Source organism: Sphingomonas epibiotica (assembly GCF_039615155.1).
In the GTDB taxonomy this organism is placed as follows: Bacteria; Pseudomonadota; Alphaproteobacteria; order Sphingomonadales; family Sphingomonadaceae; genus Sphingomonas.
Genome location: NZ_JBDGHY010000005.1, coordinates 280,486 through 304,166 on the forward strand (window position 1 = coordinate 280,486; position 23,681 = coordinate 304,166).

Sequence of the window (23,681 nt, forward strand, 5' to 3'; positions counted from 1 at the left end):
GGCCGCCCTTTTGCGTTTCCAACGCCGTTATTTCTCAAAGGAGCAGTTCGATGACGACCCCCGCGCTCATGCCCGTTTACCCACGGTGCGGCGTGCGTCCGGTCCGAGGCGAAGGCTGCTATCTCTATGGCGAGGACGGCACCGAATATCTCGACTTCGCCGCCGGCATCGCCGTCAATGCGCTCGGCCATGGCCATCCGCATCTGACGAAGGCGATCCAGGAACAGGCCGCGACGCTGATTCATGTCAGCAACTTGTACGGTTCGCCGCAGGGCGAGGCGCTGGCGCAGCGGATCGTCGACAACAGCTTTGCCGATACGGTGTTCTTCACCAATTCGGGTGCCGAAGCGGTCGAGTGCGCGATCAAGACCGCGCGCCGTTTCCACTTCGCCAACGGCAATCCCGAACGGCATACGCTCATCACCTTCAACCAAGCGTTCCATGGCCGGACGCTCGGCACCATCTCAGCCACCAATCAGGCCAAGATGCGCGACGGGTTCGAACCGCTCTTGCCGGGCTTCAAGTACGCCGAGTTCAACGATCTGGAAGGCGCGCTGGCGCTGATCGACGACCACACGGCGGGCTTCCTGGTCGAACCTGTGCAGGGCGAGGGCGGCCTGCGCACCGCGACGCCCGAATTCCTGACCGGCCTGCGCAAGGCATGCGATGAGCGCGGTCTGTTGCTGGTGCTGGACGAGGTCCAGTGCGGCTATGGCCGGACCGGCACGTTGTTCGCGCACGAGCAGTACGGCGTGACGCCCGACATCGTCTCGGCGGCCAAGGGCATTGGCGGCGGCTTCCCATTCGGTGCCTGCCTCGCAACCGAGGAAGCGGCCAAGGGCATGGTGTTCGGCACCCATGGTTCGACCTATGGCGGTAACCCGCTGGCCATGGCGGCGGGGCAGGCGGTGCTCGACGTGATGCTCGAACCCGGCTTCTTCGACCATGTGAAGGCGATGGGCGACCGCCTCCGCTCCAGCCTCGAACAGATGATCGCGAACAATGATCACCTGTTCCAGGAGATCCGCGGCATGGGGTTGATGCTCGGCATCAAGCTCAAGTCGGACAGCCGTCGCTTCGTTGCGCATCTGCGCGACCAGCATCAGCTGCTGACGGTGGCGGCCGGCGACAATGTCGTCCGCGTCCTGCCGCCGCTGATGATCGACGAGAGCCATATCGCCGAAGCGGTCGAGAAGCTGTCCGCCGCCGCCCGCGTCTATGTGCCCGTCGCCGACGATTGATTGATAATTCCTCCCCGGTACGGGGAGGGGGACCATGCAAAGCATGGTGGAGGGGGACCGCCCCATAGCGCAGCACTGGTGGAGCACCCCTTCCACCGTCCTGCGGGCGGTCCCCCTCCCCGTGCTGGGGAGGATTTACCCACGATGCGCCATTTCCTCGATCTCGCCTCGGCCGGTGCCGATGGCATCGCCGCCATCCTCAACGACGCACTCGACGCGAAGGCTGCGCGCAAGGGTTGGCCGAAGGGCCGCGCTGATGCCGATGCATCGCTCGCCGGACACACGCTCGCCTGCGTGTTCGAAAAGTCGTCGACCCGTACGCGGGTGTCGTTCGACATGGCGATGCGCCAACTGGGCGGATCCGCGCTGGTGCTCGATGCCGGCACGACCCAGCTCGGACGTGGTGAGACGGTGGCCGACACCGCGCGTGTGCTGTCGGGATACTGCGACGCGATCATGGTCCGCACCGACGACCCGGCCAAGCTGGACGAAATGGTCCGCTACGCCTCGGTGCCAGTCATCAACGGCCTGACCGATCATTCGCATCCGTGCCAGATCGTCGCCGATCTCCTGACCGTGATCGAAGCGGGCAAGGCATTGCCGGGCACCAAATGGGCATGGCTGGGCGATGGCAACAACGTGCTGCATTCCATCGTCGAGGCCGGCGCGCTGATGAACTTCGACGTCGTCGCCGCCTGTCCCGAGGGCTATGACCCGTCGCCCGACGTCCTGTCGGCGGCAGGGGCGCGCGCGACGATCACCCGCGATCCGATCGAAGCCGTGCGCGACGCGGACGTCGTCGTCACCGATACGTGGATATCGATGGGGCAGGCGCACGCCGAACAGAAGCTTGCCGCGATGGCACCCTATCAGGTCGATGCCGAACTGATTGCGCATGCAAAGCCTGACGCGGCGTTCCTCCACTGCCTGCCCGCGCATCGCGGCGAGGAAGTGACGCCCGACGTCATCGACGGTCCGCAGTCGCTGATCTGGCCGGAAGCCGAAAACCGGCTGCATGCTCAGAAGGCGATTTTGCGCTGGTGCTTCGGACTGGTCGGTTGAACTGAGCCGCGCCGGGCGGAGCGACCCGTCCACTGTCGACCATTTCGCACGCGCAACATGACGCAAAGCGCTTGCGGAATCATGTGCCGGTTCCCATGTGAGCGATCGATCACAGTTTGCCCGGATCGCCGGGCCACAGGGAGCCCGATCTTGTCCGAACCCGTCCGCCTGCCTGACCTCGATCGTGCGATCGGGTTCACGCTGCCCGATCATCACGCCCGCGGTCGTGTCGTGCGGCTGGGGCCGGTCGCGCAGTCGATCCTCGCCGCCCATGCCTATCCTGCGCCGATCGAAAAGCTGCTCGCCGAAACGCTCGCGCTGACTGCGCTGCTCGGGTCGACGCTCAAGGAAGCCGAAGGGCAGCTGACGCTGCAGGCGCAGACGCAGGGCGGGATCATCCGCTTGATGGTCGCCGATTACAAGAATGGGGAACTGCGCGGCTATGTCGATTTCGATACCGAGCGGCTGGCCGAACTGGGCGAGGACCCGTCGCTGTTCGCGATGTTTGGGCAGGGGTATCTGGCGATCACCTTCGATCAGGTGACGTCGGGCGAGCGTTATCAGGGCATCGTCCCGCTGGACGGCGATTCGATCGCGGCGGCGGCGGAAAGCTATTTTCTGCAATCCGAACAGATACCGTCGCTGGTCCGTCTCGGCATCGGCGTCGACGACAACGGTCAGCGGATCGCCGGCGGCATCTTCCTTCAGCATCTGCCTGAGGGGGAGGAAGGACGCGAGCGGTTGCACGTCCGGCTGGATCACCCCGAATGGCATCATGTCGAGGCGCTGGGGTCGACGATGGGGGCGGACGAACTGACCGATCCGATGCTTCCGCTGGAAACGCTGGTCTGGCGCCTCTTCAACGAGGAGCGCGAGGTCCGCATCCTCGCCAGCACCGACCTGTCGCGCGGGTGCCGGTGCGACCGGGACTATATCGCCGGCGTGATCTCGCGCTTCCCGGTCGAGGAACGCGCCGCAATGGCCGACGAGCATGGCATCATCACCGTCGACTGCGCCTTTTGTGCGACGAAATTTCCGCTCGCGGTAGCCGACATCGCATCCTGACACGCGCGGGAAGGGGGACGTCATGGGGATTAGGTCGTTACGCTGGGTCGCGGCGGCGCTCATGCTGGCGTCGGGGGCGGCGGTGGCACAACCCGCCGCTGCGCCGACATTGACCGCGATGCGCGCAGTAGCGCCGGGCAACTGGTCGCTCCGCGCGAGCGGATCGCCCGAAGCCGCGCGCACTAGTTGCTTCGCCGATACTGCGGCGTTTCTGCGCCTGCGGTTGCGCGCCGCTCAATGCAGCCGGTTCGTCATCGACGATACGCCGCGTCTGTCGACCGTCCATTATACCTGCCCCGGCATCGGCCATGTCCGCACGACCATCCATGTCGATACCCCGCGATCGTTGCGTATCGAGAGCGAGGGCATTGCCGACGGCATGCCCTTCGCCGATGCCTATGAAGCGCGGCGGATCGGCAATTGCGCCCGAGGACAGCGTTAAGCCTATGTTTAGGGCGGACGGGTTATACGATGTTCGTGTCCGGTTGGGCACGCATGTTTCCCCTAAAGCATGGCACCCTCCGGGCCGCGTCACTGCGGCCCGCTCTTTTTCGGGCGGTTGCTCCGGCGCGCCGAAAGTCTTAGCGAGCGCAGCATGACGAATTCTCCCCTCAGCGTGGTGCTGGTGTCGGGCGGGCTCGACTCGATGGTGTCGGCGGCGCTGGCACGCGAGGCGGGCCACCGGTTGCTGGCACTGTCGATCGATTACAATCAGCGGCATCAGGTCGAACTGGAAGCGGCGAAGCGGATCGCGGCGCTGCTCGGCGCGGAACGGCATGTCATACTGCCTCTCGATCTGTCGGCATTCGGCGGATCGGCGCTGACCGACATGTCGATCGACGTGCCGAAGGACGGTGTCGGCAACGATATCCCGGTCACCTATGTCCCGGCGCGTAACACCATCTTTCTCAGTCTGGCACTCGGTTGGGCGGAGGCGGCGGGCGCACGCGACCTGTGGATCGGCGTCAATGCGCTCGACTATTCGGGTTATCCCGATTGTCGCCCGGACTTCATCGCTGGGTTCGAAGCGTTGGCCGAACTGGCCACCCGTGCCGGCAGCGATGGTGCGCGCTTCCGCATCCATGCCCCCCTGCAACATATGACCAAGGCGGATATCGCGCGAGAAGCGGACCGGCTGGGACTGGACGCAGGGATGAGCTGGACCTGCTACGATCCGGTCGGCGACCTGCACTGCGGGCGCTGTGACAGCTGCCGCCTGCGCGCGCGCGGCTTTGTCGAGGCGGGGCTGCCCGATCCGACCCGCTACGCGGAAACGCCCGACACCGGCCGATGACCTATTCGGTCAAGGAGATGTTCCTGACCCTGCAAGGGGAGGGGGTCCATGCCGGGCGACGGGCGGTGTTCGTCCGCTTCGCTGGCTGCAATCTATGGACGGGGCGCGAGGTCGATCGTGCGACGGCGATCTGCCGCTTCTGCGACACCGACTTTGTCGGGACCGATGGCGTGGGCGGTGGCAAGTTCGCCGACGCGGCCCAGTTGGCGGCGGCGGTCGCCGGTCATTGGGGACCGGAACCGACGCGCCGCTTCGTGGTGCTGACCGGCGGCGAACCGATGTTGCAGATCGACGACGCGCTGATCGACGCGCTTCACCGCGAAGGTTTCGAGATTGCGATCGAAAGCAACGGCACGATCGCTGCGCATCCCGGCATCGACTGGATCTGCATCAGCCCCAAGGCGGGCAGCGAGGTCGTGCAGCGGCATGGTGACGAACTGAAACTCGTCTGGCCTCAGGCGGGCATCGACGTCGACGCGATCGAGCAATGGGACTTCGCCCATCACCTCGTCCAGCCGATGGACGCGGTCGGACAGGAGACGTTCAACCGCGACGAAGCGGTCGCGTTCGCAATGGCGCGTCCCCTTTGGCGGTTGTCGCTGCAAACGCACAAGCTGCTGGGCCTGCGTTAGGCCGGCTTCGCCGCGATCGTGATTTCGTAGGCACCGATCAGCGGATCGTGATGCAGCGGTGCGCGCAACTGGCGCGACAGGCCGAGGATGATCCGGCCATAGCGGCTGGCGACCAAGGCATCGAGTTGCTCGCTCTCGACCAGCGCAGGCGAACTGGTACGCAGCACTGCCGTTTCGGTATCGGGTACGGGTCGCAACGAAACGCCGATCTGCGCCTGCGGATTGACCGACGCCGCCAACTCGATCAACTCGGTCAACAGGAACGAGACGGCAACCGCCACGTCCTGCGTCACCAGCACCGGTTCGACGTTCAATGTGATGCCGAGTTTGGCGGTTTCGCTGGCCGACGTCGCGCGAATGTTCGAAGCGAGCTCACCGATCACTGATTTCAGTTCAAGGCCACGATTCTCCTCCATCTCGGCATAATGATGCCGGTGAACGACCGCGAGCGCATCGACCCGCCGCTGTATCGTCGCATAGGCATCGGCGGCTGCCGCGCCGTGCGCACTGCGCGCATGGAAATTGATTAGGCTGGCAATGACTTGCAGGTTGTTCTTGACGCGGTGATGTACCTCGCGCGTCAGCTTGGTCTGCCGCACCAGTCCATCGGCCATCGACTGTTCGTGGCGTTCGACGGTATGGGTCAGTTCCTGGAACGTCTCGCCCAGATCGGCGATTTCCTGTGCGGGGATCGCGCCGAGATTGACGTCGGCCATCGGATGGCCGGGCCGATAGCGTTCGATATCGTCGCGCAGTCGCCGAAGCGGACGGATCAGCAACCGGTCGACCACGAACCAGCCAATGCCGGTCGCCGCGAACCACATGACCAGCGGGAGCAGCATCGCGACGATCGTCGAAGAGGTGATCGGCGCACGGCGTACCGCCATGGTGAAGGCGAGGTCATCGATGCTCAGCGGGATGCTCACGCGTTCCAGCCGTTCGATCCCTGATTCCGGCGGCAGCATGGAAAGGCTCAATTCGCCATCGTCAGCATGCAGAATGCCGCTTTCGAACGGGGTCGGGAAGGCACTCGGCTGCGACCGGTCGCGCAGCAACGCCGCAGGAAAAAACGCGACCGCACGAGCGTTGTTGGGGCCGTGGATGTCGAGCACGACTCCGGCATCGGCAACGAGTTGCGCTCGCACGCCACCGGCATCTGCGGCGCCGACCATCCGCACCGGTATGGCAGTTCCACAGACCAAACGGCCATCGGTCGCGTAGATGGCGAAGCGTGCGCCCGCCGTCGATTGTTGCGCGAACACCCCTTCGACCCGTGCGCAACTGGGCGAATTTGCCGGATCGGACGAAAGGGCGGTCATCGCGACGCGAAGCGCAGTCATGTCGCCACCCAACTCGATCGCGATCCCGCGCGACGCCTCGATCGCGGCGACGCGCAACCGCGCCCGCAGATCGATATCGGCGATCCGGGACGTCTGGAGCGTGGCGAACAACGCGATCAGTGCCAGCGGTAGTAGCGCGGCGCTGAGAATCAGCATCAGTTTCGCGCCAGTCGGCACCCGCCGCAACGCGGCGGCCGGACTGGGCGACCTCCGCTTGGCTGTTACAGTATCGGTCACACCGTCGAGGCTATTTGAGCTTGTTCAACAGGTCGAGCATCTCGTCGGGAACCGATTCACTGGCTGCATCCTGATACACGGCGCGCAACGCGTTACCCAGGCTGGACGTGTCTTTCTTGTCCGGCTGCGTCGTCCCCGCGGGTTTCGCGTTCGACTGCTGAACCGACTTCTCACCATCCTTCACGAAGCTATGCCTTCCCCCGACGCCCGGACAAACGCCGGCACGAATACCTAACCGCCGACCGGCATCAAGACTGGCTTGCATCAGCATGTCGGGCGCACAGGAAACAAAAGACGTGCTCGTTGGTTCCATGCATCGACGCGAACTCGGGGGAGGCGTCTTTCCCGTGCCGTATCGTTGTAGAACGCAGTGTGCGGTCCGGCATTCATCGCCGGGTCGCGACGAAGGAGATTTACCTGACCATGTCGCTCGGACAGCAGCTTGCGCCGCACCTCCCCTTCCTCCGGCGCTATGGCCGAGCACTCACCGGCAGCCAGAGCGAGGGCGATCAATATGTCCGCGCGACGCTGGAAGCGATCGTGGCCGCTCCGGAGGAATTTCCGCGGGACGTCGATCCGCGTCTCGGCCTCTATCGCACCTTCCAGGCGATCTGGGCCTCGTCGCAGCCAGAAGCGTTCGGCGCCGCCAGCGCATCGGGTACCGAGAATGAAGCGATTGCACAGGCGCGCCTCGCCCGTATCGCGCCGCTGTCGCGGCAGGCGCTGCTGCTGACCGCGATGGAAGGCTTTACGACCGAGGATGCAGCCTATCTGATCGACGCCACGCCCGAAGAAGTGGAGGAACTTGTCGCCGAGGCGCTGCGCGAGATCGAGCAGCAGACCCGGTCGCGAGTCATGATCATCGAGGACGAGCCGCTGATCGCGATGGACCTCGAACAGATCGTCCGCGACCTGGGGCATGAGGTCACAGGCGTCGCAGTCACCCGCGACGAGGCCGTGGCGCTCGCTATGCAGGACCGGCCGGGGCTGGTGCTCGCTGACATCCAGCTTGCCGACGACAGCTCGGGCATCGACGCGGTCAAGGACATCCTGTCGGAATTCAACGTGCCGGTTATCTTCATCACCGCCTTCCCGGAGCGTCTGCTGACCGGCGAGCGGCCGGAGCCGACCTTCCTCATCACCAAGCCGTTCCAGCGGTCGACGGTGAAGGCGGCGATCAGCCAGGCATTGTTCTTCGACGAGGCGACCGTACCGGAAGTCGCGGCGTAACGGTACGGACCCAAAACGATCTTCGGGGGTTGATAGGCGATGGCAGACGATCAAGACAGCATCCATGTCAGCGCCACCGAAGCACGCGCCGGCGCTACCCCCGGGGTCACCCGCTATATTCTCGCGGTGTCCCTGATCGCGGTGATCGCGGTCATGGCGTATATATTGTTGTCCTGATACGCGTTCCGGCGCCGCGCCTCGGTTCGTCCCGGCGGCGCTGGAAATCGACGATCGGCACCCCTATGTTCGGGTCAGCCCCACACCGGGCCGACTGCGTATCGAACGGATAAGAATGACTGAATCCGACATCAACGAGGACGCGGCAGGCGAGGTGCAGGAGCACGTCGCGCTCTCCGATCCCGAGTTCAAGAAGCAACTGGCGCAGGTCATCCCGCACTTGCGCGCGTTCGGCCGTTCGCTGTCGGGCAGCCGCGATCTGGCAGACGACCTCGTGCAGGAAACGCTGCTTAAGGCGTGGGCGGCGCGGCAGCGTTTTCAGGCCGGCACCAATATGCGCGCCTGGACGTTCATTATTCTGCGCAACCTTTATCTGTCGCAGATGCGGCGTGCGCGGTTCAAGGGCGAGTGGGACGATCTAGTCGCCGACCGCATTCTCGCGGCTCCTGCGAGCCAGGACCGGCACGTCGAACTGGCCGATATGCAACGTGCCCTACTGCATCTTCCGCAACCGCAGCGCGAGGCGTTGATCCTCGTCGGAGCGGGCGGGTTTGCCTATGAGGAAGCGGCAGAAATCTGCAACGTCGCGGTGGGTACGATCAAAAGTCGCGTGGCCCGTGGTCGAGTTGCGCTCGAAGCCTTGATGTCCGAGGGCAAGTTGCCGTCACGCGCCGAACAGCCCGATAATGGCGGACAGACGGTACTAGACACAATCATGGGCGAAGTCGACGATTTGAGCCGCGATCGCTAACGCGGTTGCGGTTACAGGTTGTCCGTACCTTTGGTGCCCGGAAGCGGATCGGCGGGGCTTACATTGAACCGTAATCCGCGCTGGACCAGCTAATAGTCAGTTTTGTCTAGTCGGCGAAGTTGATCGACCCACATGGGGGGCAGTCGGCTATCGCCGTTGAACACTCTGCGCAACGCTTCTCCTATGCCGTCCGTCGGTGACGGACCGCGCACCACTTGTCCACGATTGGACGACAGAGTGCCAAAGGTCGGTTGCGTTGCCATGTATTTTCCAACGTGCGCATCCGCATTTCGTTTCCATTAATCGGGCGGTAGGAAAGGGTAAGTTTTTTACCCCGGAGTGCGATCCAGCGATGCATCTGCCATTCGAACTGCTTGATCGCATCCGTTCGGGGTCGCCCTTCCTTTCGGTTTTGCTCGATCGCGAAGCCGCGTTCGTCGAGGCGTTGCCCGGCTTTGCGGTCGATGCTCTGGCCGCGGTCGCTGCAGATTCGGCGCTGCCACTGGCGCAACGTCTGCGGATCGAGCGGCGACGGATCGCGTTGCTGGTGGCGCTCGGCGATCTGTCGGGCACCTATGACCTGCGGCGGGTGACGCGGACGCTGAGCGATTTCGCCGACAGCGCCCTGCACCGCGCCATCGTCGCGGCTATCGAGGAACGGACGCCGGGTGCCCAGCCGGTCGGCTTCGCGGCGATCGCGCTGGGCAAACAGGGCAGCCACGAGCTGAATTATTCGTCCGACATCGACCCGATCCTGATCTACGACCCGGCGACGCTTCCCCGACGCGAACACGACGAGCCGGTGGAGGCGGCGGTGCGGATCGGCAAGCGCGCCGTCGAACTGCTGCAGGCCCGCGACGGCGACGGCTATGTGCTGCGCGTCGATTTACGGCTGCGTCCCTCGCCCGAGGCGACGCCGATCGCGTTGCCGATCGATGCCGCCGTCTCCTATTACGAATCGGCCGCGCTGCCATGGGAGCGAGCGGCCTTCATTCGTGCGCGGGCGGTGGCGGGCGACGTCGCGCTCGGCAACCGCTTCCTCGACTCGATCCGGCCGTTCGTATGGCGGCGCGCGCTCGATTACGGTGCGATCGGCGAGATCCGCGAGATCACCCGCCGCATCCGCGACCATTATGCGCAGGGCCAGGCGTTCGGCGCCGGATACGACCTGAAGCGCGGACGCGGCGGCATTCGCGAGGCGGAGTTCTTCGCGCAGGTCCATCAACTGGTCCATGGCGGGCGCGACCCGACGCTCCGGGCGCCCGCCACGCTCGATGCGCTGGCGGCGCTGGCCGCGGGCGGCCGGATCACCGCCGAAGAAGCGCAGGTGATGGCCGATGGTTATACCTTGTTCCGCACGATCGAACACCGGCTGCAGATGGTCGACGATCGCCAGACCCACAGCTTGCCCGACCAGTGCGAGGCGCTCGACCGCGTCGCGCGGCTGCACGGCGCAGAGGATGGGCAGGCGTTGCTGGACCTGCTGGCGCCGCACGTCGCGGCGGTGGGCGCAGTGTATGACCAGCTCGACGGCGCGTCGGTGCCGGGCCTTCCGGTCGATCCGCAGACATTGGCGGGCCGGCTCGAAACGCTCGGCTTCGCATCGGGCGAACAGGCCGCGCGGCGGATCGTCGACTGGCGCGGGGGCGCCTATCCGGCGCTGCGCAGTCCGGCGGCGCGCGCGGCGCTGGAGGACAGTCTGCCCGGGCTGATCGCTGGCCTCGCGACCGCGTCGGACCCGCAAGCGGCGCTGCTGCGGCTGGATGCGATGCTCGCGCGCCTGCCCAGCGCGATCAACCTGTTTCGCTTGCTGGAGGCGCAACCGGCACTGGCCCGGCTGCTGAGCACGATCCTGTGCCATGCGCCGACATTGGCCGAGGCGCTGGCCCGGCGGGCGACGCTGCTCGACGGGCTGATCGATGCGCGCGCGCTCGAACCGGTCGGAACGGTCGCGGAACTGGCGACCGAAATGGCGGCGCGGAAGGCGGAAGGCTATGAACGGCTGCTCGACCATGTCCGCGACGTGGTGAACGAGAAGCGGTTCATGCTGGGCGTGCAGGTGGTCGCCGGGACCGGCGATCCGCTCGCCGTGGCGGATGGCTATGCCCGGGTGGCGGAAGCGGCGGTACAGGTGCTCGCCGCCGCCACCGTTGCCGAATTTGCGGAGCGCCACGGCCGGGTGCCGGACAGCGAACTGATCGTCCTTGCGCTCGGCCGGCTGGGCGGCGGGGCGCTGACCCATGCGTCCGACCTCGACCTCGTCTATTGTTTTACCGGTGATTTTTCGGCCGAATCGGACGGTGCGAAGCCGCTCGGCGCGGTGCTCTATTATAACCGGCTGGCGCAGCGGCTGACGGCGGCGTTGTCGGTGCAGACCGCCTCGGGACCGCTTTACGATGTTGATACGCGGCTGCGGCCATCGGGGGCGCAGGGGCCGCTGGTCGTCTCGCTCGCCGGGTTCGAACGCTATCAACGGGAGGATGCGTGGACGTGGGAGCATATGGCGCTCGCCCGCGCGCGACCGATCGTCGGATCGTCGGCGGGGCGCGCGGCGGCGGCAGCGATCATCGCGCGGGTGCTGGCCGGCGACCGGCCGGACCGCGACGTCGCGGCGGAGGCGGTGGCGATGCGTACCGACATGGCACGTCACAAGCCGCCCGCCGGCCCGCTGGATGCCAAGCTGGCGCCGGGCGGTCTGGTCGATCTCGAGTTCGCGGTCCATGTCACGCAGTTGCAAAGCGGGCAGGGGCTGTCGCCGCGACTGGGCGATGCGATCGATGCGTTGGTGGCGGCGGGTCGGTTGCCGAGGGGATTGCACGACGCGCATGATTTCCTGACCCGACTGATCGTCGCGATGCGGCTGGTCGCGCCCGATGCGCAGGTCCCGCCCGAGACGACGCGACCGATCCTCGCCGCCGCGCTGGGCTGTGCCGACTGGGACGCGGTACTTGTCAGGCTCGACGCCGCGCGGCAGGTGGTCGGCGATACGTGGCAGGAGATAGCGAATGGCGTTGGCGATCGGTGACATTCTGCCTGCGGGCGAACTGGTGCTGGCCGACGGCACGCCGCTGTCGTTGCACCACCGGCTGGGAAAGCCGTTGGTCGTGTATTTCTATCCCAAGGCCGATACGACCGGCTGTACGCGCGAAGCCCAGGATTTTTCGGCACTTGCCGATGATTTTGCACAGGCGGGGGCAAGTGTCGTCGGCATTTCCCGCGACGCGCCGGCGAAACTGGCGCGCTTCGCCGGGAAGCATGCGCTGACCGTGACGCTGGCGAGCGACGCCGATGGTGCCGTGTGCGAGGCGTTCGGCGTGTGGGGCGAAAAGCAGATGTACGGCCGGACCTATATGGGGATCGAGCGCGCGACCTTCCTGTTCGATGGCGCGGGTCGGCTGGTCCGCGAATGGCGCAAGGTGAAGGTCGCCGGCCATGCCGCCGACGTCCTCGCCGCAGTTCGGTCCTGATCGCGGCGAATCGATTGCATGCGTTGGCGCTGATGGTTGGTGGCGGTGGCGGGGCCGTCCCGATCACATGGTTAAACGACTGACCGCGCCGGTACGACGCTTTACCGCGCCGCTTCAGCCGGACGCTTGCGTAACCGACCTTCTATCCGGCAAGTCCTCGATCCGTCGACGCGCGGTGGGGCAAAACCGTCGGGACATTGGGGTTCATCGTTCGTGTCGGCGCTTCCGACGCGTGCATAACGCTCGGATAGCGGGACAGAATGTCGATTAATTCCGTATTGAAAAACAACGTCGCTCCGTTCGCCGGGTTCCGTTCCATCTTCCGTACGCGGCATTTTCTGTTTCATGACGGCTGCCAGCTTCACCGCCACACCATCACCGGCCGTAACCAGGCGGCGGCCGCGGGCCTTGCCGCCGTCACCATCGCCTTCTCGGCGTTCGGCATGAGCCAGGCGGCGACCGGCGCGGTCGCGACGTCGGACGAAAAGGTCGTGGCGATGCAGCAGCAGGTCGATGCGATGCGCGCCGACGTCGCCCGCCTCCATGCCGACGCCCGCGCCCATGCCGCCCGGCTCGACAAGCGGCAGGCGGCCCTTGCGGCGGTGCTGACCGGCGACGAGGATGCGGATGCGCTGGCGCTGGCCGCGCTCGATCAGGCGCCCGCTACCGGCGCCAATTTCGTCACACGCCCGTTCGAACGCGTCGCCCGGCAACAGGCACAGATGGCGTCCCAGGCGAAGGCGATCGCCGATGCCCGCTATGCCGATACCGCGCGCACCATCCGCAAGCTGGGGCTGAACCCGCGCCGCGTGATGCCGGCGATGGGCGGCCCGTACGAACCGGTCGATGCCGCCACTGCCGCCGCGGCGACCGCGGCCTCCGCCACCGCCGACGCGCAGGCCGACGCCCAGTTCCGCGCACTGTTCCTGAGCTGGAAGAAGCTCGATACGCTGGAACAGGCGGCGATCTCGATCCCGTCCTATCAGCCGGTCGAACGCCTGTCGTTCACCAGCAATTTCGGTGTCCGCTCCGACCCGTTCCGTGGCACCGCCGCGATGCATGCCGGGGTCGATATTCCCGGGCCGCTCGGCACCCCGGTCTATGCCACCGCCGACGGCATCGTCGCCCGCGCCGAACGCGCCGGTGGCTATGGCAATCTGATCGAAGTGAACCATGGCAAGGGCATCGCCACCCGCTATGGCCATTTGTCGAAGATCATCGTCCATGACAGCCAGCGCGTGAAGCGTGGCCAGTTGATCGGGCTGATGGGGTCGACCGGTCGGTCGACCGGCAGCCACCTCCATTACGAAGTCCGCATCGACGGCTCGGCGGTCAATCCGGCCCCCTATCTGCAGGCAGGCGAACTGGCGATGGCGGCGGATCGTGCGCAGCGGCAGCGGGTGGCGATGGGCGGTCCCGTCGCCGACTGATTTGCGGCCGACCGACGCATCGCGGACTGCCCGTTGCCGATCGGTCGCCGCGCGCTTATCTGAGCGCGATGACCACCACCACCACCGACATTTCCCTGTCGCCCTCCGCTGCGCAACGCGTCGCGGCGATCGCGGCGAAACAGGCCAAGCCTGCCATCCTGCGCCTTTCGGTCGAGGGGGGTGGTTGTTCGGGCTTCCAATATCGCTTCGGACTGGCGGAAACGGTCGAGAGCGACGACAGCGTTGCACAGACCGATGGCGTCACATTGGTCGTCGACCCGGTCAGCATCGATCTGGTCCGCGGCAGCGAGGTCGATTTCGTCGAATCGCTGGGTGGTGCGGCGTTCCGCGTGACCAATCCGCAGGCGGCGTCGGGCTGCGGCTGCGGCACCAGTTTCGCGATCTGACGTGCGGATCGTCACCTACAACGTCAACGGCATCAAGGCGCGCTTGCCCCGGTTGCTCGAATATCTGGCCGAAGAACAGCCGGACATCGTCTGTCTTCAGGAATTGAAGTCGAGCGACGATACGTTTCCCGAAGCTGATATCCGCGCCGCCGGCTATGGTGCGCTGTGGCACGGGCAGAAGGGGTTCAACGGCGTCGCGGTGCTGGCGCGAGGGTCCGATCCCGTCGAGCGGCAGCGTGGCTTGTCGGGCGAGCCGGAGGACGAGCATAGCCGCTATCTGGAGGCCGAGGTCGACGGTCTGGTCGTCGCCTCCATCTATCTGCCCAACGGCAATCCGCAGCCGGGGCCGAAATTCGATTACAAGCTGCGCTGGATCGATCGTCTGCGCGACCGGGCGGCAACGCTGCTGATTGAGGAACGCGCGGTCGTGTTGGCGGGTGACTATAATGTCATTCCCAACGACGACGATGTCTTCTCGGTTCGGGCGATGCAGAGCGATGCGCTGATGCAGCCCGAATCGCGGGCCGGTTATCGGGCATTGCTGGCGCAGGGCTGGACCGACTCGCTACGGACCCGCTTTCCGAAGGGTGGCGTGTGGACCTTCTGGGACTATCAGGCCGGATCGTGGCAGCGCGATGCCGGGTTCCGGATCGATCACCTGCTCCTCAGCCCGATCGCCGCCGACCGGCTGGTCGATGCCGGCGTCGACAAGGCGTATCGCGGTAGGGAAAAGGCGAGCGATCACGCGCCGACCTGGGTCCGCCTGCGTTGATTACGCGATTGGCCGCGTTGGGCGCGGCGGCGGCGCTGTCGACCACCGCCGCTGCGGCGCGCGACTATTGTCCGACGCGGCCGAGCCTCGGTCAGTCGGCCTGTGTGCTCGATCCCGGCCGGGCCGCCGTCGAAACGGCGCTGTCGGACTGGGAGCGCGACGACGATAGCAATACCGTCTTGTTCGGCGACAGCCTGTTCCGGCTGGGCTTGACCGACCGGATCGAGGCGCAGGTCAACTGGACTCCCCTCGGCATCGAACGCGACCGCCTCGAGGGCCGGCGGACGGCGCGGACCGGCGATATCGAGATCGGTGGCCGGATCGCGCTGCGTAATCCCGATGGCAAGGGGTTGTCCTATGGCGTGCAGCCATCGGTCACGGTGCCGGTCGGACGTTCGCCGATCGGAGACGGGGGCTGGGGCGCGGCGGTCGTCGCGCCGATCAGCTATGATCTCAGCAAGGCGCTGAACCTGCAATTCTCGCCCGAACTTGCATGGACGCCGCGCGAGGAGGCGGCAGGCAATATGGTGGCGACGACCGCAACCGTCGGTCTCGGCGTCACACTGTCCGATCGGTGCCAGTTGACCGCGGAGGGGCAGTGGTCGCACGATGACGAAGCGACCCAGCATCGCGTCGCTTTGGCCCTTGCGTGGCAAGTGTCGCCGGACCTGCAGATCGATGCGGGCGGTGTCGCCGGTCTGGATGCCGATACGCCGAAATTGCGCGTCTATAGCGGCATCTCGCACCGTTTTTGATCGGTGCCGATCGATACGTCGGATATTATCCCAACCGATGGCGGCATTTCCCGCGGATTGGTGGCGGATACCACATCTACAAATGTAGTCGATTACTAAGACATTGAAAAGCAACGATAATTAAAACTGGCACGGTCGCTGCAAAGCTACTGGCATGTCCGGCAACACACCGGACGCGCACAGGGAGACAGCATCATGACCGCCATTCGCTTCGCCACTTCGATCGTCCTCGGCCTCGTCGCCACGACCTCCGCCTTCGCAGCCGAGCCGGACGCAGCCCCCGTCGCCACGCCGAGCCCGGTCGCCGCGACCGCCGCCGTATCGGCGCTGCCGCTGACGGTCACGCTCGCCGCAGGTCCGGCTGCCGTTGCGTACAAGGCCGCGCCGAACGCGCGCTACTGCTTCCGCACCGAACGTACCGGTTCGCGTATCATGCCGCGCGTCTGCAAGACCCGGGGCCATTGGGAAGCGATTGGGGTCGATCTCGACGCCGCACTGGCTGGCCGCTGATTTCGGGAACGGGAGGGACTATTTATGATCGCAACCTTGCTGGCCGCATTGTTCGCCACCGCCGCACCCGCCGCCGAAGCGCCGGCCCAGCCGGCGACGCCGGTCACCACCGCGCCGCGCGTCAAGCGCTACTGCATTCTCGATCGCCGCGAGGGGGCACGTCAAAGGGGAAAGATTTGCCGGACCCGTGACGAATGGCGCGCCCGCGGCTTCGACCCCGTCCTGGTCCTGAGCGGCAAGTAACGCGGACGATCGCCGCCGGGGCGGGGCACCCGGCGGCCGTCCTCTTCAGAGGGGGCGTTCGTACACCTGATAGACGCGATTGATCTTGCTATCGATGGTCGTGGCGATCGCGTTCATGCCCTGATTGTCGTCGAGCACCCAGCCGATCTCGCCGCGCGTCGCGCCGAATTTCGCCACTGCATCGCGACGGATATATTCGATCATCATGAAGGCCAGCTGGCTCGCCATGCGCGACGCCTGCAGTTTCTTGACCACGCCCATCAACGGCACGCGCATCGTCCGCGCCTTGGGCGCGCGCAGCCATAGCAGCAGCTTCAGCCAGTTGAACGGCAGCAGCGACCCGCCCATGGGTTTGAGCGGTTCGTTCATGTCGGGTAGCGTGATCATGAACGCTACGGGTTCGCCGTCCAGTTCGGCGATGCGGATCAGGTCCTCGAACACCAAGGGTTTGAGCTTCTTGCCGACGTCATCAACCTCAGGCTGGGTCAGCGGCACGAAACCCCAATTATCCGACCAGGCATCGTTCAGGATGCGCAGGATGATCGCGGCCTCGTCGGCGAACTTCGCCTTGTTGACGCGCCGGATGCGGATGCGATCGTTCTTCTCGCCCGCCGCGACGATGCGCTGCACGATCGGCGGGAAATCCTTGGTAATGTCGAGCTCATAGGTCACGAGCTGCTTGACGGGGGCGTAGCCCGCACGCTCGATCCAGCCACGATATTGCGGCAGGTGATGGCCCATCAGTACCGTCGGGCTGTGGTCATGGCCCTGGATCAGCAGCCCCGGTTCTTCCCAGATCGACAGCGCGACCGGACCGATCGCCTTGGTCATGCCCTTGGCACGCAGCCACTGCTCCGCCTGCGCGATCAGCGCCGTGGCGGTCGCTTCATCCTCGGCCTCGATCATTCCCCAGAAACCGACGCCGGGGCCGAACCCCTTGTCTCCGGGCATAGTCAGCGCGAGCGTGTCGATATGCGCCGAGATGCGACCGACCACCCGTCCGCCGCGTTCGGCGAGGAACAACTGCCCCTCGGCATGACTGAACCAGCCATTCTTCTTCGGGTCGATCGTCGCCGCCACTTCGGTCTTGAGCGGCGGTACCCAATGGGGATCCTGGGCATAGAGCCGATAGGGAAGGGCGATGAACGCCTTGCGATCGGCCCCGTTCAGAACCGGACGAACCTTCACCTGCGTATCCGACATTGCATCCCCCAAACGACAACGGGGCGGCAATGCGCCGCCCCGTCCCAAACATCAAATGACAAATCGGTCATCCGCGATAGCGGGGATGCCCCTTCGCCACGCCGCCCGACAATTCGGCGACCTTCGGGTATTTCTTCGCGACTTCGTCGGTATAGCCGAGGTTGAAAACCGTTGCGCTCTTTTCCGGGCGTTCTGACCGTTCGTAATGGGTACCGAACACCTTGTCCCAGAAGAAGTTGGTGATGCCGAAATTTCCATGTTCGTCATGGAAATGGTGCGCCATGTGCTTGCGCTTCCACGCGACCAGCAGCTTGTTCTTCGGCTTGTACGCCAGATGCTGGATGCAGTGGCAGAATTCGTAGAAGCAGGTGGTGAGCAAGCCCGTTGCCAGCGCCGCCATCGCCCCGCCGAACCCGCCGATCAGATATCCGATCGGCGCCGTCGCGATTGCGATCGCGGGCAGGGTGGTGTGCAGCGCGCCGAACAGTACCTCCAGATGATTGGGGTCCTGATGGTGATCGTAGTGAATGCGCTTCCACGTCGCGGCGAGGGGGGAGATCTTGAACATCCAGTTCGAATGCAGCACCCAGCGATGCAGCACATACCACACGAACGGGTAGGCGAGGACCGCGACCCCGACCGATGCCAGCGTCGGCAGCAGCGGCGCGGGCGACCAGACGAACAGCCCAATCGCGACGAACGACAGCGCGATATAGGCAATGATCGCCGGGTACTGAAAATACGCGACGACAAGCTCCTTGAAGGTCATCTTGTCGAGATGGTGCGACTTCTTCCAGAAGCCCTGCTTCTCGGTGATCGCGTTCATCGGGCCAACTTCCTCAACTCATTCCTCGATCGGGCGATGCCGCCCATCCTCCGCATCTGGGGACGATTTGCGGCCAAAGTACGACGATCCTGCGTCATTCCTCGGTTCGGATCAGCACCGCTTCGCCGATCAGGAAGAACAGCAGAAACGGTGCCCATGCGGCTAGGAACGGGGGATAGGCGCCAAGGTTGCCCATCGCCAACGCAAAATTGTCTGCCACGAAATAGGTAAAGCCAAGCGCCATGCCAATGACTGCGCGCACGAACAATTTTCCCGAGCGCGCGACGCCGAAGGCGGCGACGGCGGCGAGCAGCGGCATCAGCACCGCCGACAGCGGCCCCGACAGCTTGTGCCACAGCGCACCTTCCAACGCCTTGGTCGGGCGACCTGCCTCAACCAGATCGTCGATCGCCCGCGACAATTGGGCGAAGGACAGGCCGTCGGGATCGACATTCTGTAGCGTGAACTGGTCTGGCCGTACCCCGCCGGCAATGCGCAGCGTACCCAGCCGTTCGCGTATGCCGGTCGCCACGGTGAAGCGTTCGGCATTCTCGATCCGCCATGCGCCGTCCTCGCGCCGGCCGCTACTGGCTGTGGTCAAGGCGCGGAGCGAGGAGCCGACGCGGCTGTACACGGTGATCCCGCGCAGCCGGGTCTGCTCGCCGCGTCCCGCCACGCGCGCGACCTGGATCAGATTGTCGCCATCGCGGACCCACACATTGGTACGGTCGCCGCGATCGATCGGCATCGCGCCGTAATCGACATCGTCCCACGCCGTCAGCGTCGCGGTCGCCCGCGCCACGACGCGTTCGTTGAACGCGAACGACAGCGCCGCCACGCCGAAGCTGGCGAGGATCAGCGGGGCGAGAACTTGGTGCGCCGACAGGCCGGCCGCCTTCAGGCTGATGATCTCGCTATTCTGGTTGAGCTGGGTCAGCGTCAGGATCGTGCCGAGCAGTACCGAAAAGGGCAGGAAGCGCGCGACGATCTGCGGTGCGCGCAGCGAGATGTAGCGCAGAATTTCGGCCTGCCCGTTGCCCGGCTGGGCAAGGATCTTGCCGCTTTCCGACAACAGGTCGAGCGCCTGCAGCACCAGCACCAGCGCGAACAGGATCGCGAAGGTGCGCACGAGGAACAGCCGCGCCATGTAGACGGCGACCGTCGTCGATGGAAAGAAACCTCGCATCACGCTGTCGCCTTGCGCCGGCCGGGCAGATAGCGGCCGATGAACTTGCCGATCTTGGCGGCGCCGCGTTCCAGCCCGCCGATCGGCTCCCCGCCCGGCACACGCGCGATCACCCAATAGAGGCGAAACACCAGTGCCGCGAACAGCAGGAACGGCACCCACAGCGCGAGGATTGGATCGATCCGGCCAAGCCCGCCGACCGCCTCGCCATATTCGTTGACCTTGTGATAGGTCACGATCATCACGATCGACAAGAACACGCCGAGCGCCGACGAGGACCGTTTGGGCGGCACGCCCAGCGCCAGTGCGAGCATCGGCAGCAGGAACATCGTCGCGACTTCAGCCAGACGGAAGTGGAAATTCGCACGCGCGCCGTCGCGATCCTCTTCGCTGACCTTCGGATCATGGCCGGTGATGGCGAGCTGTGGCAGCGTCTGTTCGAGGTCGCGTCCACCGCGGGGGCGGAAGTTGCCGAACTTGGGCAGGTCGATCGGCAGGTCGTGGGCGGTAAAGGTCAGTGTGCGCGGCACGCGGAAGTCGGGCGAATTATGGATGAGCGTGCCGTTGGTCAGGCGGAAGATGATTGTGTTGGGATCGTCGGTGCGCAGGAACTGGCCGCGCTCGGCAGTGACGCCGAGCCACTGGCCGTCGGGCCGGCTGGCCTGCACGAATATGCCGCGTAGATCGGCGCCCGAATCGCGGCTTTCCTCGATCCTGAGCGTCATGCGCTCGCCGAGCTTAGTGAATTCGCCGACCTTGATCGATGCGCCGAGCGCGCCAGTGCGCAGTTCGAAGCGCAGTGCTTCGTAATTATAGCGCGCCAGCGGCTGGATATAGCCAACGATCGCAAGGTTCGCCGCGGCGAGCACCGTCGCATAGATGAACGGTACGCGCAGCAGCCGCCAATAGCTCATGCCCACGCCGAGCATCACGTCGAGCTCGGAGGAGGTCGCCAGCTTGCGGAAGGCGAGCAGGATGCCCAGCATCAGTCCGATCGGAATGCCGAGCCCCAGATATTCGGGCAGGAGGTTGGCGAGCATCCGCCACACGACACTGACCGGCCCGCCCTCTGCCGCGACGAAATCGAACAGCCGCAGCATCCGGTCGAGGACGAGCAACATCGCCGAAATCAACAGCGTAGAGAAAAGCGGCACTGCGATCAGCCGGGCCATGTAGCGATCGATCGATGGCATGGGCCACGGCTATACCGAAGGTTGCGCGATACGCCAGCCCCAAGCGGTGACGCAAAATCCTTCCCGATACGGCGAGGTGGACCGCCGCGAAGCGGTGGCGGAGGGGGAGCGCCTTGGCACGCAACCGTTGTGAATGCCGCGACCCCCCTCCACCATCCTGCGGATCGTCCCACTCCCCGCGAGCGGGAAGGAGTTTAGGCGATTACACCTACCGCCTTGCCGGCCGCTTCGAACATTCCGAGGATCGTCTCGACCTGCTCGGCGCTATGCTCGGCGCACAGCGAGCAGCGCAGCAGGAAGGTGCCGGCCGGGGTCGCGGGCGGGCGGGCCATATTGACGTACAGCCCGCCTTCCAGCAGCGCCTGCCACATCAGCACGGCCTGTTGCTGATCCTCGAGGATCACGGCGATGATCGCCGATTGCGGCGTATCGGTACCGAGCTTGAAGCCCAGATCCATGAGGCCGCCATGCAGCCGCTTCGAATTGCGCCACAGATGCGCGCGCTTGTCGCCGGCATGCATCAGTTTGCGGATCGAGGTCGCGGCGGTCGCGACGACCGAGGGCGGCAGCGACGCCGTGAAGACATAGGGGCGGCAGACCAGCCGCATCACGTCGAACTTCGGATGGTTCGACACGCAGAAGCCGCCAACGGTGCCGACTGATTTGGAGAAGGTGCCGACGACGAAATCGACGTCCTTCTCGACGCCCTGTTCCTCGTACACGCCGCGGCCATTGCGGCCGAAGAACCCCATGCCGTGCGCTTCGTCGACCAGCACCATCGCGCCATGCTTCTTCGCGACCGCAACCATTTCGGGCAACGGTGCGATGTCGCCGAGCATCGAATAGACGCCCTCCAGTACGACCAGCTTGCCCGGTTCCTTGGGCAGGCGGCCCAACCGCCGGTCGAGATCCTCGACCGAGTTGTGGCGGAAGCGGACGATCTCGGCATTGCCGAGCGAACAACCGTCATAGATCGAAGCGTGGCTGTCGGCGTCTAGAATGATATACTCGCCCTTGCCCGCCAGCGTCGAGATGATGCCCAGATTCGCCTGGTACCCGGTCGAGAACACCATGGCATGATCGGTGCCATAGAATTCGCGCAGCGCCGCTTCGCAATCCTTATGCGGGTCGTAGGTGCCGTTCAGCACCCGGCTGCCGGTGGTGCCCGATCCGAATTCGTCCAGCGCCTTCTTGCCCGCCGCCACAACGTCGGGGTCGAAGGTCATGCCCATGTAATTGTAGGTGCCGAGCAGGATCGTATCCTTGCCGCGGATCACCGCCTGGGTCGGCGACGTCACCTTGTCCATCACGATCGCGAACGGATCGCGCACCCCGGTCGCGAGCAACGCCTCACGTTCGGCGATCAGCGGATCGAACTTGCTGAACAGGTCGCGTTCGGGCGCGACCGTTTCGGGCGAATCGGACGGGGCGTGGGCGGTGGCAGCGGCTTCGGTCATCGGTTCAGTCTTTCGGGGCCGGGCAGGGCGGTCAGGCGGTCTTGAGCTTTTCGACGGCGTCGGCAAGCTGGCCGACGGTTTCGATATCGGCCTGCATGTTCATGGTGATGACGATGTCGAATTCATCCTCCACCGCTGCGACGAAGTCCATCACGGTCAGGCTGTCCCATTCGAGATCCCCGGCGAAGGTCGTCGCCTCGGTCAGCGCGACGCCTTTCTTGTTGAACGGTTCGATCAGGCCGGTGATGGTGTCGAGGGTGGCTGCACGGTCGCTCATGCGGGTCTTTCCAATATGCTTGTTTGCGCGGGCCTATAGCAGACCGTGCGCACGATACCATGCCGCGGTGTCGGCAAGCCCGCGCGGCGTGGGGATGCGCGGTTCCCACAAACGGGGATCGGGACGACGCGCGGGATCGGCGGTCCAGTCGGGATGCGCTAGATAGCGGGCGCGATCCTCGGTCAGCTTGGCCGACGCCCCGCGGAATTTCCGGTCGATTTTCGCGCCGATCCGCAACAGCTTCGCCGGCAGATGCATCGGCAACACCCGCTGCCCGACGGCATCGCCGATCAGCTTGGCGAGCTCGGCATGGCTCATCGGATTGCCGTCATCGACCTCGAGGATCGCGCGCGGGCCATCGCTGTCGGCGAGCGCCAGCAACAGCCGCGCCAGATCATCGACCGCGACCAGCGCGACCCGCCCGGGCGGCGGCAGCAGTGCCAGCCCCAGCTGCGCCATGCGAAACATGTCCCGCATTTCGGTATCACCCGGCCCATATACCCCGCTTGGCCGCACGATCGTCCAGTCGAGATCGCTTGCGGCGACCAGATCCTCGCCCGCGCGTTTCGATGCGCCATAGGCCGATAGCTGCGGTTCGCGTGCCGATAGCGAGGAGACATGGACGAAGCGGCGGACGCCGCCTGCCTGCGCGGCATCGAGCATTGCACGCGTGCCGGTGACGTTGCCGGCAGTGAAGCCCGCCGCGTTGGGTGCGTTCACGACGCCCGCGACATGGACAACGACATCGGCGTGCGCGACCAGTTCGGTCAGGCTGTCGGGCTTGTCGAGCGCTCCACGGACCCAGCTGACGTTCGGCTCGGCGGGCTGGGCGCGACGGGTCAGCACACGGACGTGCCAGTCCTGACCGACCGCCTGCGCAATCACACGACGCCCGACAAAGCCGGTACCGCCGGTCAGCGCCATCG

General features: G+C 65.4%; 26 protein-coding genes. 17 read left to right on the top strand and 9 right to left on the bottom strand.

The window, feature by feature from the left end; translation table 11 throughout:
* Nucleotides 1-50: 50 nt before the first annotated feature.
* From AAIO73_RS12360 to queE, 6 genes are all read left to right on the top strand, one after another.
* Nucleotides 51-1,241, top strand: coding sequence for an aspartate aminotransferase family protein (locus tag AAIO73_RS12360; protein ID WP_345878459.1), 1,191 nt, complete (start codon nucleotides 51-53; stop codon nucleotides 1,239-1,241).
* A gap of 144 nt (nucleotides 1,242-1,385) precedes the next feature.
* On the top strand, nucleotides 1,386-2,303 hold the full coding sequence (gene argF / locus AAIO73_RS12365) for an ornithine carbamoyltransferase (RefSeq protein WP_345878460.1): 918 nt from the start codon (nucleotides 1,386-1,388) through the stop codon (nucleotides 2,301-2,303).
* Between the two features lie 150 nt (nucleotides 2,304-2,453).
* Nucleotides 2,454-3,368 (top strand): Hsp33 family molecular chaperone HslO, encoded by a 915-nt coding sequence (hslO, locus tag AAIO73_RS12370; protein WP_345878462.1) that lies wholly within the window; start codon nucleotides 2,454-2,456, stop codon nucleotides 3,366-3,368.
* Between the two features lie 22 nt (nucleotides 3,369-3,390).
* Nucleotides 3,391-3,810, top strand: a complete 420-nt coding sequence (locus tag AAIO73_RS12375; protein WP_345878463.1) for a hypothetical protein — start codon at nucleotides 3,391-3,393, stop codon at nucleotides 3,808-3,810.
* Between the two features lie 69 nt (nucleotides 3,811-3,879).
* Nucleotides 3,880-4,662: a 7-cyano-7-deazaguanine synthase QueC gene (gene queC, locus AAIO73_RS12380; protein ID WP_526023799.1), complete on the top strand. Its 783-nt coding sequence runs from the start codon at nucleotides 3,880-3,882 to the stop codon at nucleotides 4,660-4,662.
* A complete protein-coding gene (queE, locus tag AAIO73_RS12385) occupies nucleotides 4,659-5,294 on the top strand; it encodes a 7-carboxy-7-deazaguanine synthase (RefSeq protein WP_345878465.1) in 636 nt (211 codons plus the stop codon). The genes queC and queE overlap by 4 nt, the downstream gene beginning before the upstream one ends.
* On the opposite strand, the gene AAIO73_RS12390 is transcribed toward queE, so the two are convergent.
* Both AAIO73_RS12390 and AAIO73_RS12395 read right to left on the bottom strand, forming a co-directional pair.
* On the bottom strand, nucleotides 5,291-6,790 hold the full coding sequence (locus tag AAIO73_RS12390) for a sensor histidine kinase (RefSeq protein ID WP_345878467.1): 1,500 nt from the start codon (nucleotides 6,788-6,790) through the stop codon (nucleotides 5,291-5,293). The two genes, queE and AAIO73_RS12390, sit on opposite strands and share 4 nt — an antisense overlap.
* 91 nt (nucleotides 6,791-6,881) lie before the next feature.
* A complete protein-coding gene (locus tag AAIO73_RS12395; protein ID WP_242116485.1) occupies nucleotides 6,882-7,142 on the bottom strand; it encodes a NepR family anti-sigma factor in 261 nt (86 codons plus the stop codon).
* Between the two features lie 152 nt (nucleotides 7,143-7,294).
* Between AAIO73_RS12395 and AAIO73_RS12400 the strand changes: the two genes are divergently transcribed.
* The 11 genes from AAIO73_RS12400 to AAIO73_RS12450 all read left to right on the top strand — a co-directional run bounded on the left by AAIO73_RS12400 (nucleotide 7,295) and on the right by AAIO73_RS12450 (nucleotide 16,613).
* The gene (locus tag AAIO73_RS12400) at nucleotides 7,295-8,101 is read left to right on the top strand and encodes a response regulator (RefSeq protein ID WP_242116484.1); all 807 of its coding nucleotides are present in this window, start codon (nucleotides 7,295-7,297) and stop codon (nucleotides 8,099-8,101) included.
* 39 nt (nucleotides 8,102-8,140) lie between these two features.
* A complete protein-coding gene (locus AAIO73_RS12405; RefSeq protein ID WP_242116483.1) occupies nucleotides 8,141-8,278 on the top strand; it encodes a hypothetical protein in 138 nt (45 codons plus the stop codon).
* Nucleotides 8,279-8,393: 115 nt separating this feature from the next.
* Entirely contained in the window at nucleotides 8,394-9,029 is a 636-nt protein-coding gene (locus AAIO73_RS12410) for a sigma-70 family RNA polymerase sigma factor (RefSeq protein ID WP_242116482.1), read from the top strand.
* A gap of 352 nt (nucleotides 9,030-9,381) precedes the next feature.
* Nucleotides 9,382-12,054, top strand: a complete 2,673-nt coding sequence (locus tag AAIO73_RS12415) for a bifunctional [glutamine synthetase] adenylyltransferase/[glutamine synthetase]-adenylyl-L-tyrosine phosphorylase (RefSeq protein ID WP_345878471.1) — start codon at nucleotides 9,382-9,384, stop codon at nucleotides 12,052-12,054.
* Nucleotides 12,035-12,496, top strand: a complete 462-nt coding sequence (locus tag AAIO73_RS12420) for a peroxiredoxin (RefSeq protein ID WP_345878472.1) — start codon at nucleotides 12,035-12,037, stop codon at nucleotides 12,494-12,496. Before AAIO73_RS12415 ends, AAIO73_RS12420 begins: the two co-directional genes overlap by 20 nt.
* Before the next feature lie 260 nt (nucleotides 12,497-12,756).
* On the top strand, nucleotides 12,757-13,926 hold the full coding sequence (locus AAIO73_RS12425; RefSeq protein ID WP_345878474.1) for a M23 family metallopeptidase: 1,170 nt from the start codon (nucleotides 12,757-12,759) through the stop codon (nucleotides 13,924-13,926).
* 68 nt (nucleotides 13,927-13,994) lie between these two features.
* The gene (erpA, locus tag AAIO73_RS12430; protein WP_242116478.1) at nucleotides 13,995-14,333 is read left to right on the top strand and encodes an iron-sulfur cluster insertion protein ErpA; all 339 of its coding nucleotides are present in this window, start codon (nucleotides 13,995-13,997) and stop codon (nucleotides 14,331-14,333) included.
* A 1-nt stretch (nucleotide 14,334) separates the two neighbouring features.
* Nucleotides 14,335-15,105, top strand: a complete 771-nt coding sequence (gene xth, locus AAIO73_RS12435) for an exodeoxyribonuclease III (protein WP_345878476.1) — start codon at nucleotides 14,335-14,337, stop codon at nucleotides 15,103-15,105.
* Nucleotides 15,102-15,860, top strand: coding sequence for a transporter (locus tag AAIO73_RS12440; RefSeq protein ID WP_345878477.1), 759 nt, complete (start codon nucleotides 15,102-15,104; stop codon nucleotides 15,858-15,860). The genes xth and AAIO73_RS12440 overlap by 4 nt, the downstream gene beginning before the upstream one ends.
* A gap of 195 nt (nucleotides 15,861-16,055) precedes the next feature.
* Nucleotides 16,056-16,370 carry a hypothetical protein gene (locus tag AAIO73_RS12445; RefSeq protein WP_345878479.1) on the top strand — a complete coding sequence of 105 codons (315 nt, stop codon included), beginning with the start codon at nucleotides 16,056-16,058 and terminating at the stop codon, nucleotides 16,368-16,370.
* 24 nt (nucleotides 16,371-16,394) lie between these two features.
* Complete coding sequence (locus tag AAIO73_RS12450) at nucleotides 16,395-16,613, top strand: hypothetical protein (protein WP_345878481.1); 219 nt, start codon at nucleotides 16,395-16,397, stop codon at nucleotides 16,611-16,613.
* Between the two features lie 45 nt (nucleotides 16,614-16,658).
* Here AAIO73_RS12450 and AAIO73_RS12455 read toward each other — a convergent pair whose 3' ends face one another.
* From AAIO73_RS12455 to AAIO73_RS12485, 7 genes are all read right to left on the bottom strand, one after another.
* Nucleotides 16,659-17,816 (bottom strand): N-acetyltransferase, encoded by a 1,158-nt coding sequence (locus AAIO73_RS12455; RefSeq protein WP_345878482.1) that lies wholly within the window; start codon nucleotides 17,814-17,816, stop codon nucleotides 16,659-16,661.
* 67 nt (nucleotides 17,817-17,883) lie between these two features.
* Entirely contained in the window at nucleotides 17,884-18,642 is a 759-nt protein-coding gene (locus AAIO73_RS12460) for a sterol desaturase family protein (protein ID WP_345878483.1), read from the bottom strand.
* A 94-nt stretch (nucleotides 18,643-18,736) separates the two neighbouring features.
* The gene (gene lptG / locus AAIO73_RS12465; protein WP_345878484.1) at nucleotides 18,737-19,828 is read right to left on the bottom strand and encodes an LPS export ABC transporter permease LptG; all 1,092 of its coding nucleotides are present in this window, start codon (nucleotides 19,826-19,828) and stop codon (nucleotides 18,737-18,739) included.
* On the bottom strand, nucleotides 19,828-21,021 hold the full coding sequence (lptF, locus tag AAIO73_RS12470; RefSeq protein WP_345878485.1) for an LPS export ABC transporter permease LptF: 1,194 nt from the start codon (nucleotides 21,019-21,021) through the stop codon (nucleotides 19,828-19,830). The genes lptG and lptF overlap by 1 nt, the downstream gene beginning before the upstream one ends.
* Nucleotides 21,022-21,215: 194 nt before the next feature.
* Nucleotides 21,216-22,478 carry a serine palmitoyltransferase gene (gene spt, locus AAIO73_RS12475; protein ID WP_345878486.1) on the bottom strand — a complete coding sequence of 421 codons (1,263 nt, stop codon included), beginning with the start codon at nucleotides 22,476-22,478 and terminating at the stop codon, nucleotides 21,216-21,218.
* Nucleotides 22,479-22,509: 31 nt separating this feature from the next.
* Nucleotides 22,510-22,755, bottom strand: a complete 246-nt coding sequence (locus tag AAIO73_RS12480) for an acyl carrier protein (protein ID WP_242116468.1) — start codon at nucleotides 22,753-22,755, stop codon at nucleotides 22,510-22,512.
* Nucleotides 22,756-22,788: 33 nt separating this feature from the next.
* Nucleotides 22,789-23,679, bottom strand: coding sequence for an SDR family oxidoreductase (locus AAIO73_RS12485; RefSeq protein WP_345878558.1), 891 nt, complete (start codon nucleotides 23,677-23,679; stop codon nucleotides 22,789-22,791).
* Between the last annotated feature and the right edge of the window lie 2 nt (nucleotides 23,680-23,681).

What these genes read in the sequence shown, in the direction of transcription:
- AAIO73_RS12360 (WP_345878459.1), top strand. Translation starts at nt 51, where the DNA reads ATGACGACCCCCGCGCTCATGCCCGTTTACCCACGGTGCGGCGTGCGT.
- argF (WP_345878460.1), top strand. Translation starts at nt 1,386, where the DNA reads ATGCGCCATTTCCTCGATCTCGCCTCGGCCGGTGCCGATGGCATCGCC.
- AAIO73_RS12375 (WP_345878463.1), top strand. Translation starts at nt 3,391, where the DNA reads ATGGGGATTAGGTCGTTACGCTGGGTCGCGGCGGCGCTCATGCTGGCG.
- queC (WP_526023799.1), top strand. Translation starts at nt 3,880, where the DNA reads ATGGCACCCTCCGGGCCGCGTCACTGCGGCCCGCTCTTTTTCGGGCGG.
- queE (WP_345878465.1), top strand. Translation starts at nt 4,659, where the DNA reads ATGACCTATTCGGTCAAGGAGATGTTCCTGACCCTGCAAGGGGAGGGG.
- AAIO73_RS12390 (WP_345878467.1), bottom strand. Translation starts at nt 6,790, where the DNA reads ATGCTGATTCTCAGCGCCGCGCTACTACCGCTGGCACTGATCGCGTTG.
- AAIO73_RS12395 (WP_242116485.1), bottom strand. Translation starts at nt 7,142, where the DNA reads ATGCTGATGCAAGCCAGTCTTGATGCCGGTCGGCGGTTAGGTATTCGT.
- AAIO73_RS12400 (WP_242116484.1), top strand. Translation starts at nt 7,295, where the DNA reads ATGTCGCTCGGACAGCAGCTTGCGCCGCACCTCCCCTTCCTCCGGCGC.
- AAIO73_RS12405 (WP_242116483.1), top strand. Translation starts at nt 8,141, where the DNA reads ATGGCAGACGATCAAGACAGCATCCATGTCAGCGCCACCGAAGCACGC.
- AAIO73_RS12410 (WP_242116482.1), top strand. Translation starts at nt 8,394, where the DNA reads ATGACTGAATCCGACATCAACGAGGACGCGGCAGGCGAGGTGCAGGAG.
- AAIO73_RS12415 (WP_345878471.1), top strand. Translation starts at nt 9,382, where the DNA reads ATGCATCTGCCATTCGAACTGCTTGATCGCATCCGTTCGGGGTCGCCC.
- AAIO73_RS12420 (WP_345878472.1), top strand. Translation starts at nt 12,035, where the DNA reads ATGGCGTTGGCGATCGGTGACATTCTGCCTGCGGGCGAACTGGTGCTG.
- AAIO73_RS12425 (WP_345878474.1), top strand. Translation starts at nt 12,757, where the DNA reads ATGTCGATTAATTCCGTATTGAAAAACAACGTCGCTCCGTTCGCCGGG.
- erpA (WP_242116478.1), top strand. Translation starts at nt 13,995, where the DNA reads ATGACCACCACCACCACCGACATTTCCCTGTCGCCCTCCGCTGCGCAA.
- AAIO73_RS12445 (WP_345878479.1), top strand. Translation starts at nt 16,056, where the DNA reads ATGACCGCCATTCGCTTCGCCACTTCGATCGTCCTCGGCCTCGTCGCC.
- AAIO73_RS12450 (WP_345878481.1), top strand. Translation starts at nt 16,395, where the DNA reads ATGATCGCAACCTTGCTGGCCGCATTGTTCGCCACCGCCGCACCCGCC.
- AAIO73_RS12455 (WP_345878482.1), bottom strand. Translation starts at nt 17,816, where the DNA reads ATGTCGGATACGCAGGTGAAGGTTCGTCCGGTTCTGAACGGGGCCGAT.
- AAIO73_RS12460 (WP_345878483.1), bottom strand. Translation starts at nt 18,642, where the DNA reads ATGAACGCGATCACCGAGAAGCAGGGCTTCTGGAAGAAGTCGCACCAT.
- lptG (WP_345878484.1), bottom strand. Translation starts at nt 19,828, where the DNA reads ATGCGAGGTTTCTTTCCATCGACGACGGTCGCCGTCTACATGGCGCGG.
- lptF (WP_345878485.1), bottom strand. Translation starts at nt 21,021, where the DNA reads ATGCCATCGATCGATCGCTACATGGCCCGGCTGATCGCAGTGCCGCTT.
- spt (WP_345878486.1), bottom strand. Translation starts at nt 22,478, where the DNA reads ATGACCGAAGCCGCTGCCACCGCCCACGCCCCGTCCGATTCGCCCGAA.
- AAIO73_RS12480 (WP_242116468.1), bottom strand. Translation starts at nt 22,755, where the DNA reads ATGAGCGACCGTGCAGCCACCCTCGACACCATCACCGGCCTGATCGAA.
- AAIO73_RS12485 (WP_345878558.1), bottom strand. Translation starts at nt 23,679, where the DNA reads ATGGCGCTGACCGGCGGTACCGGCTTTGTCGGGCGTCGTGTGATTGCG.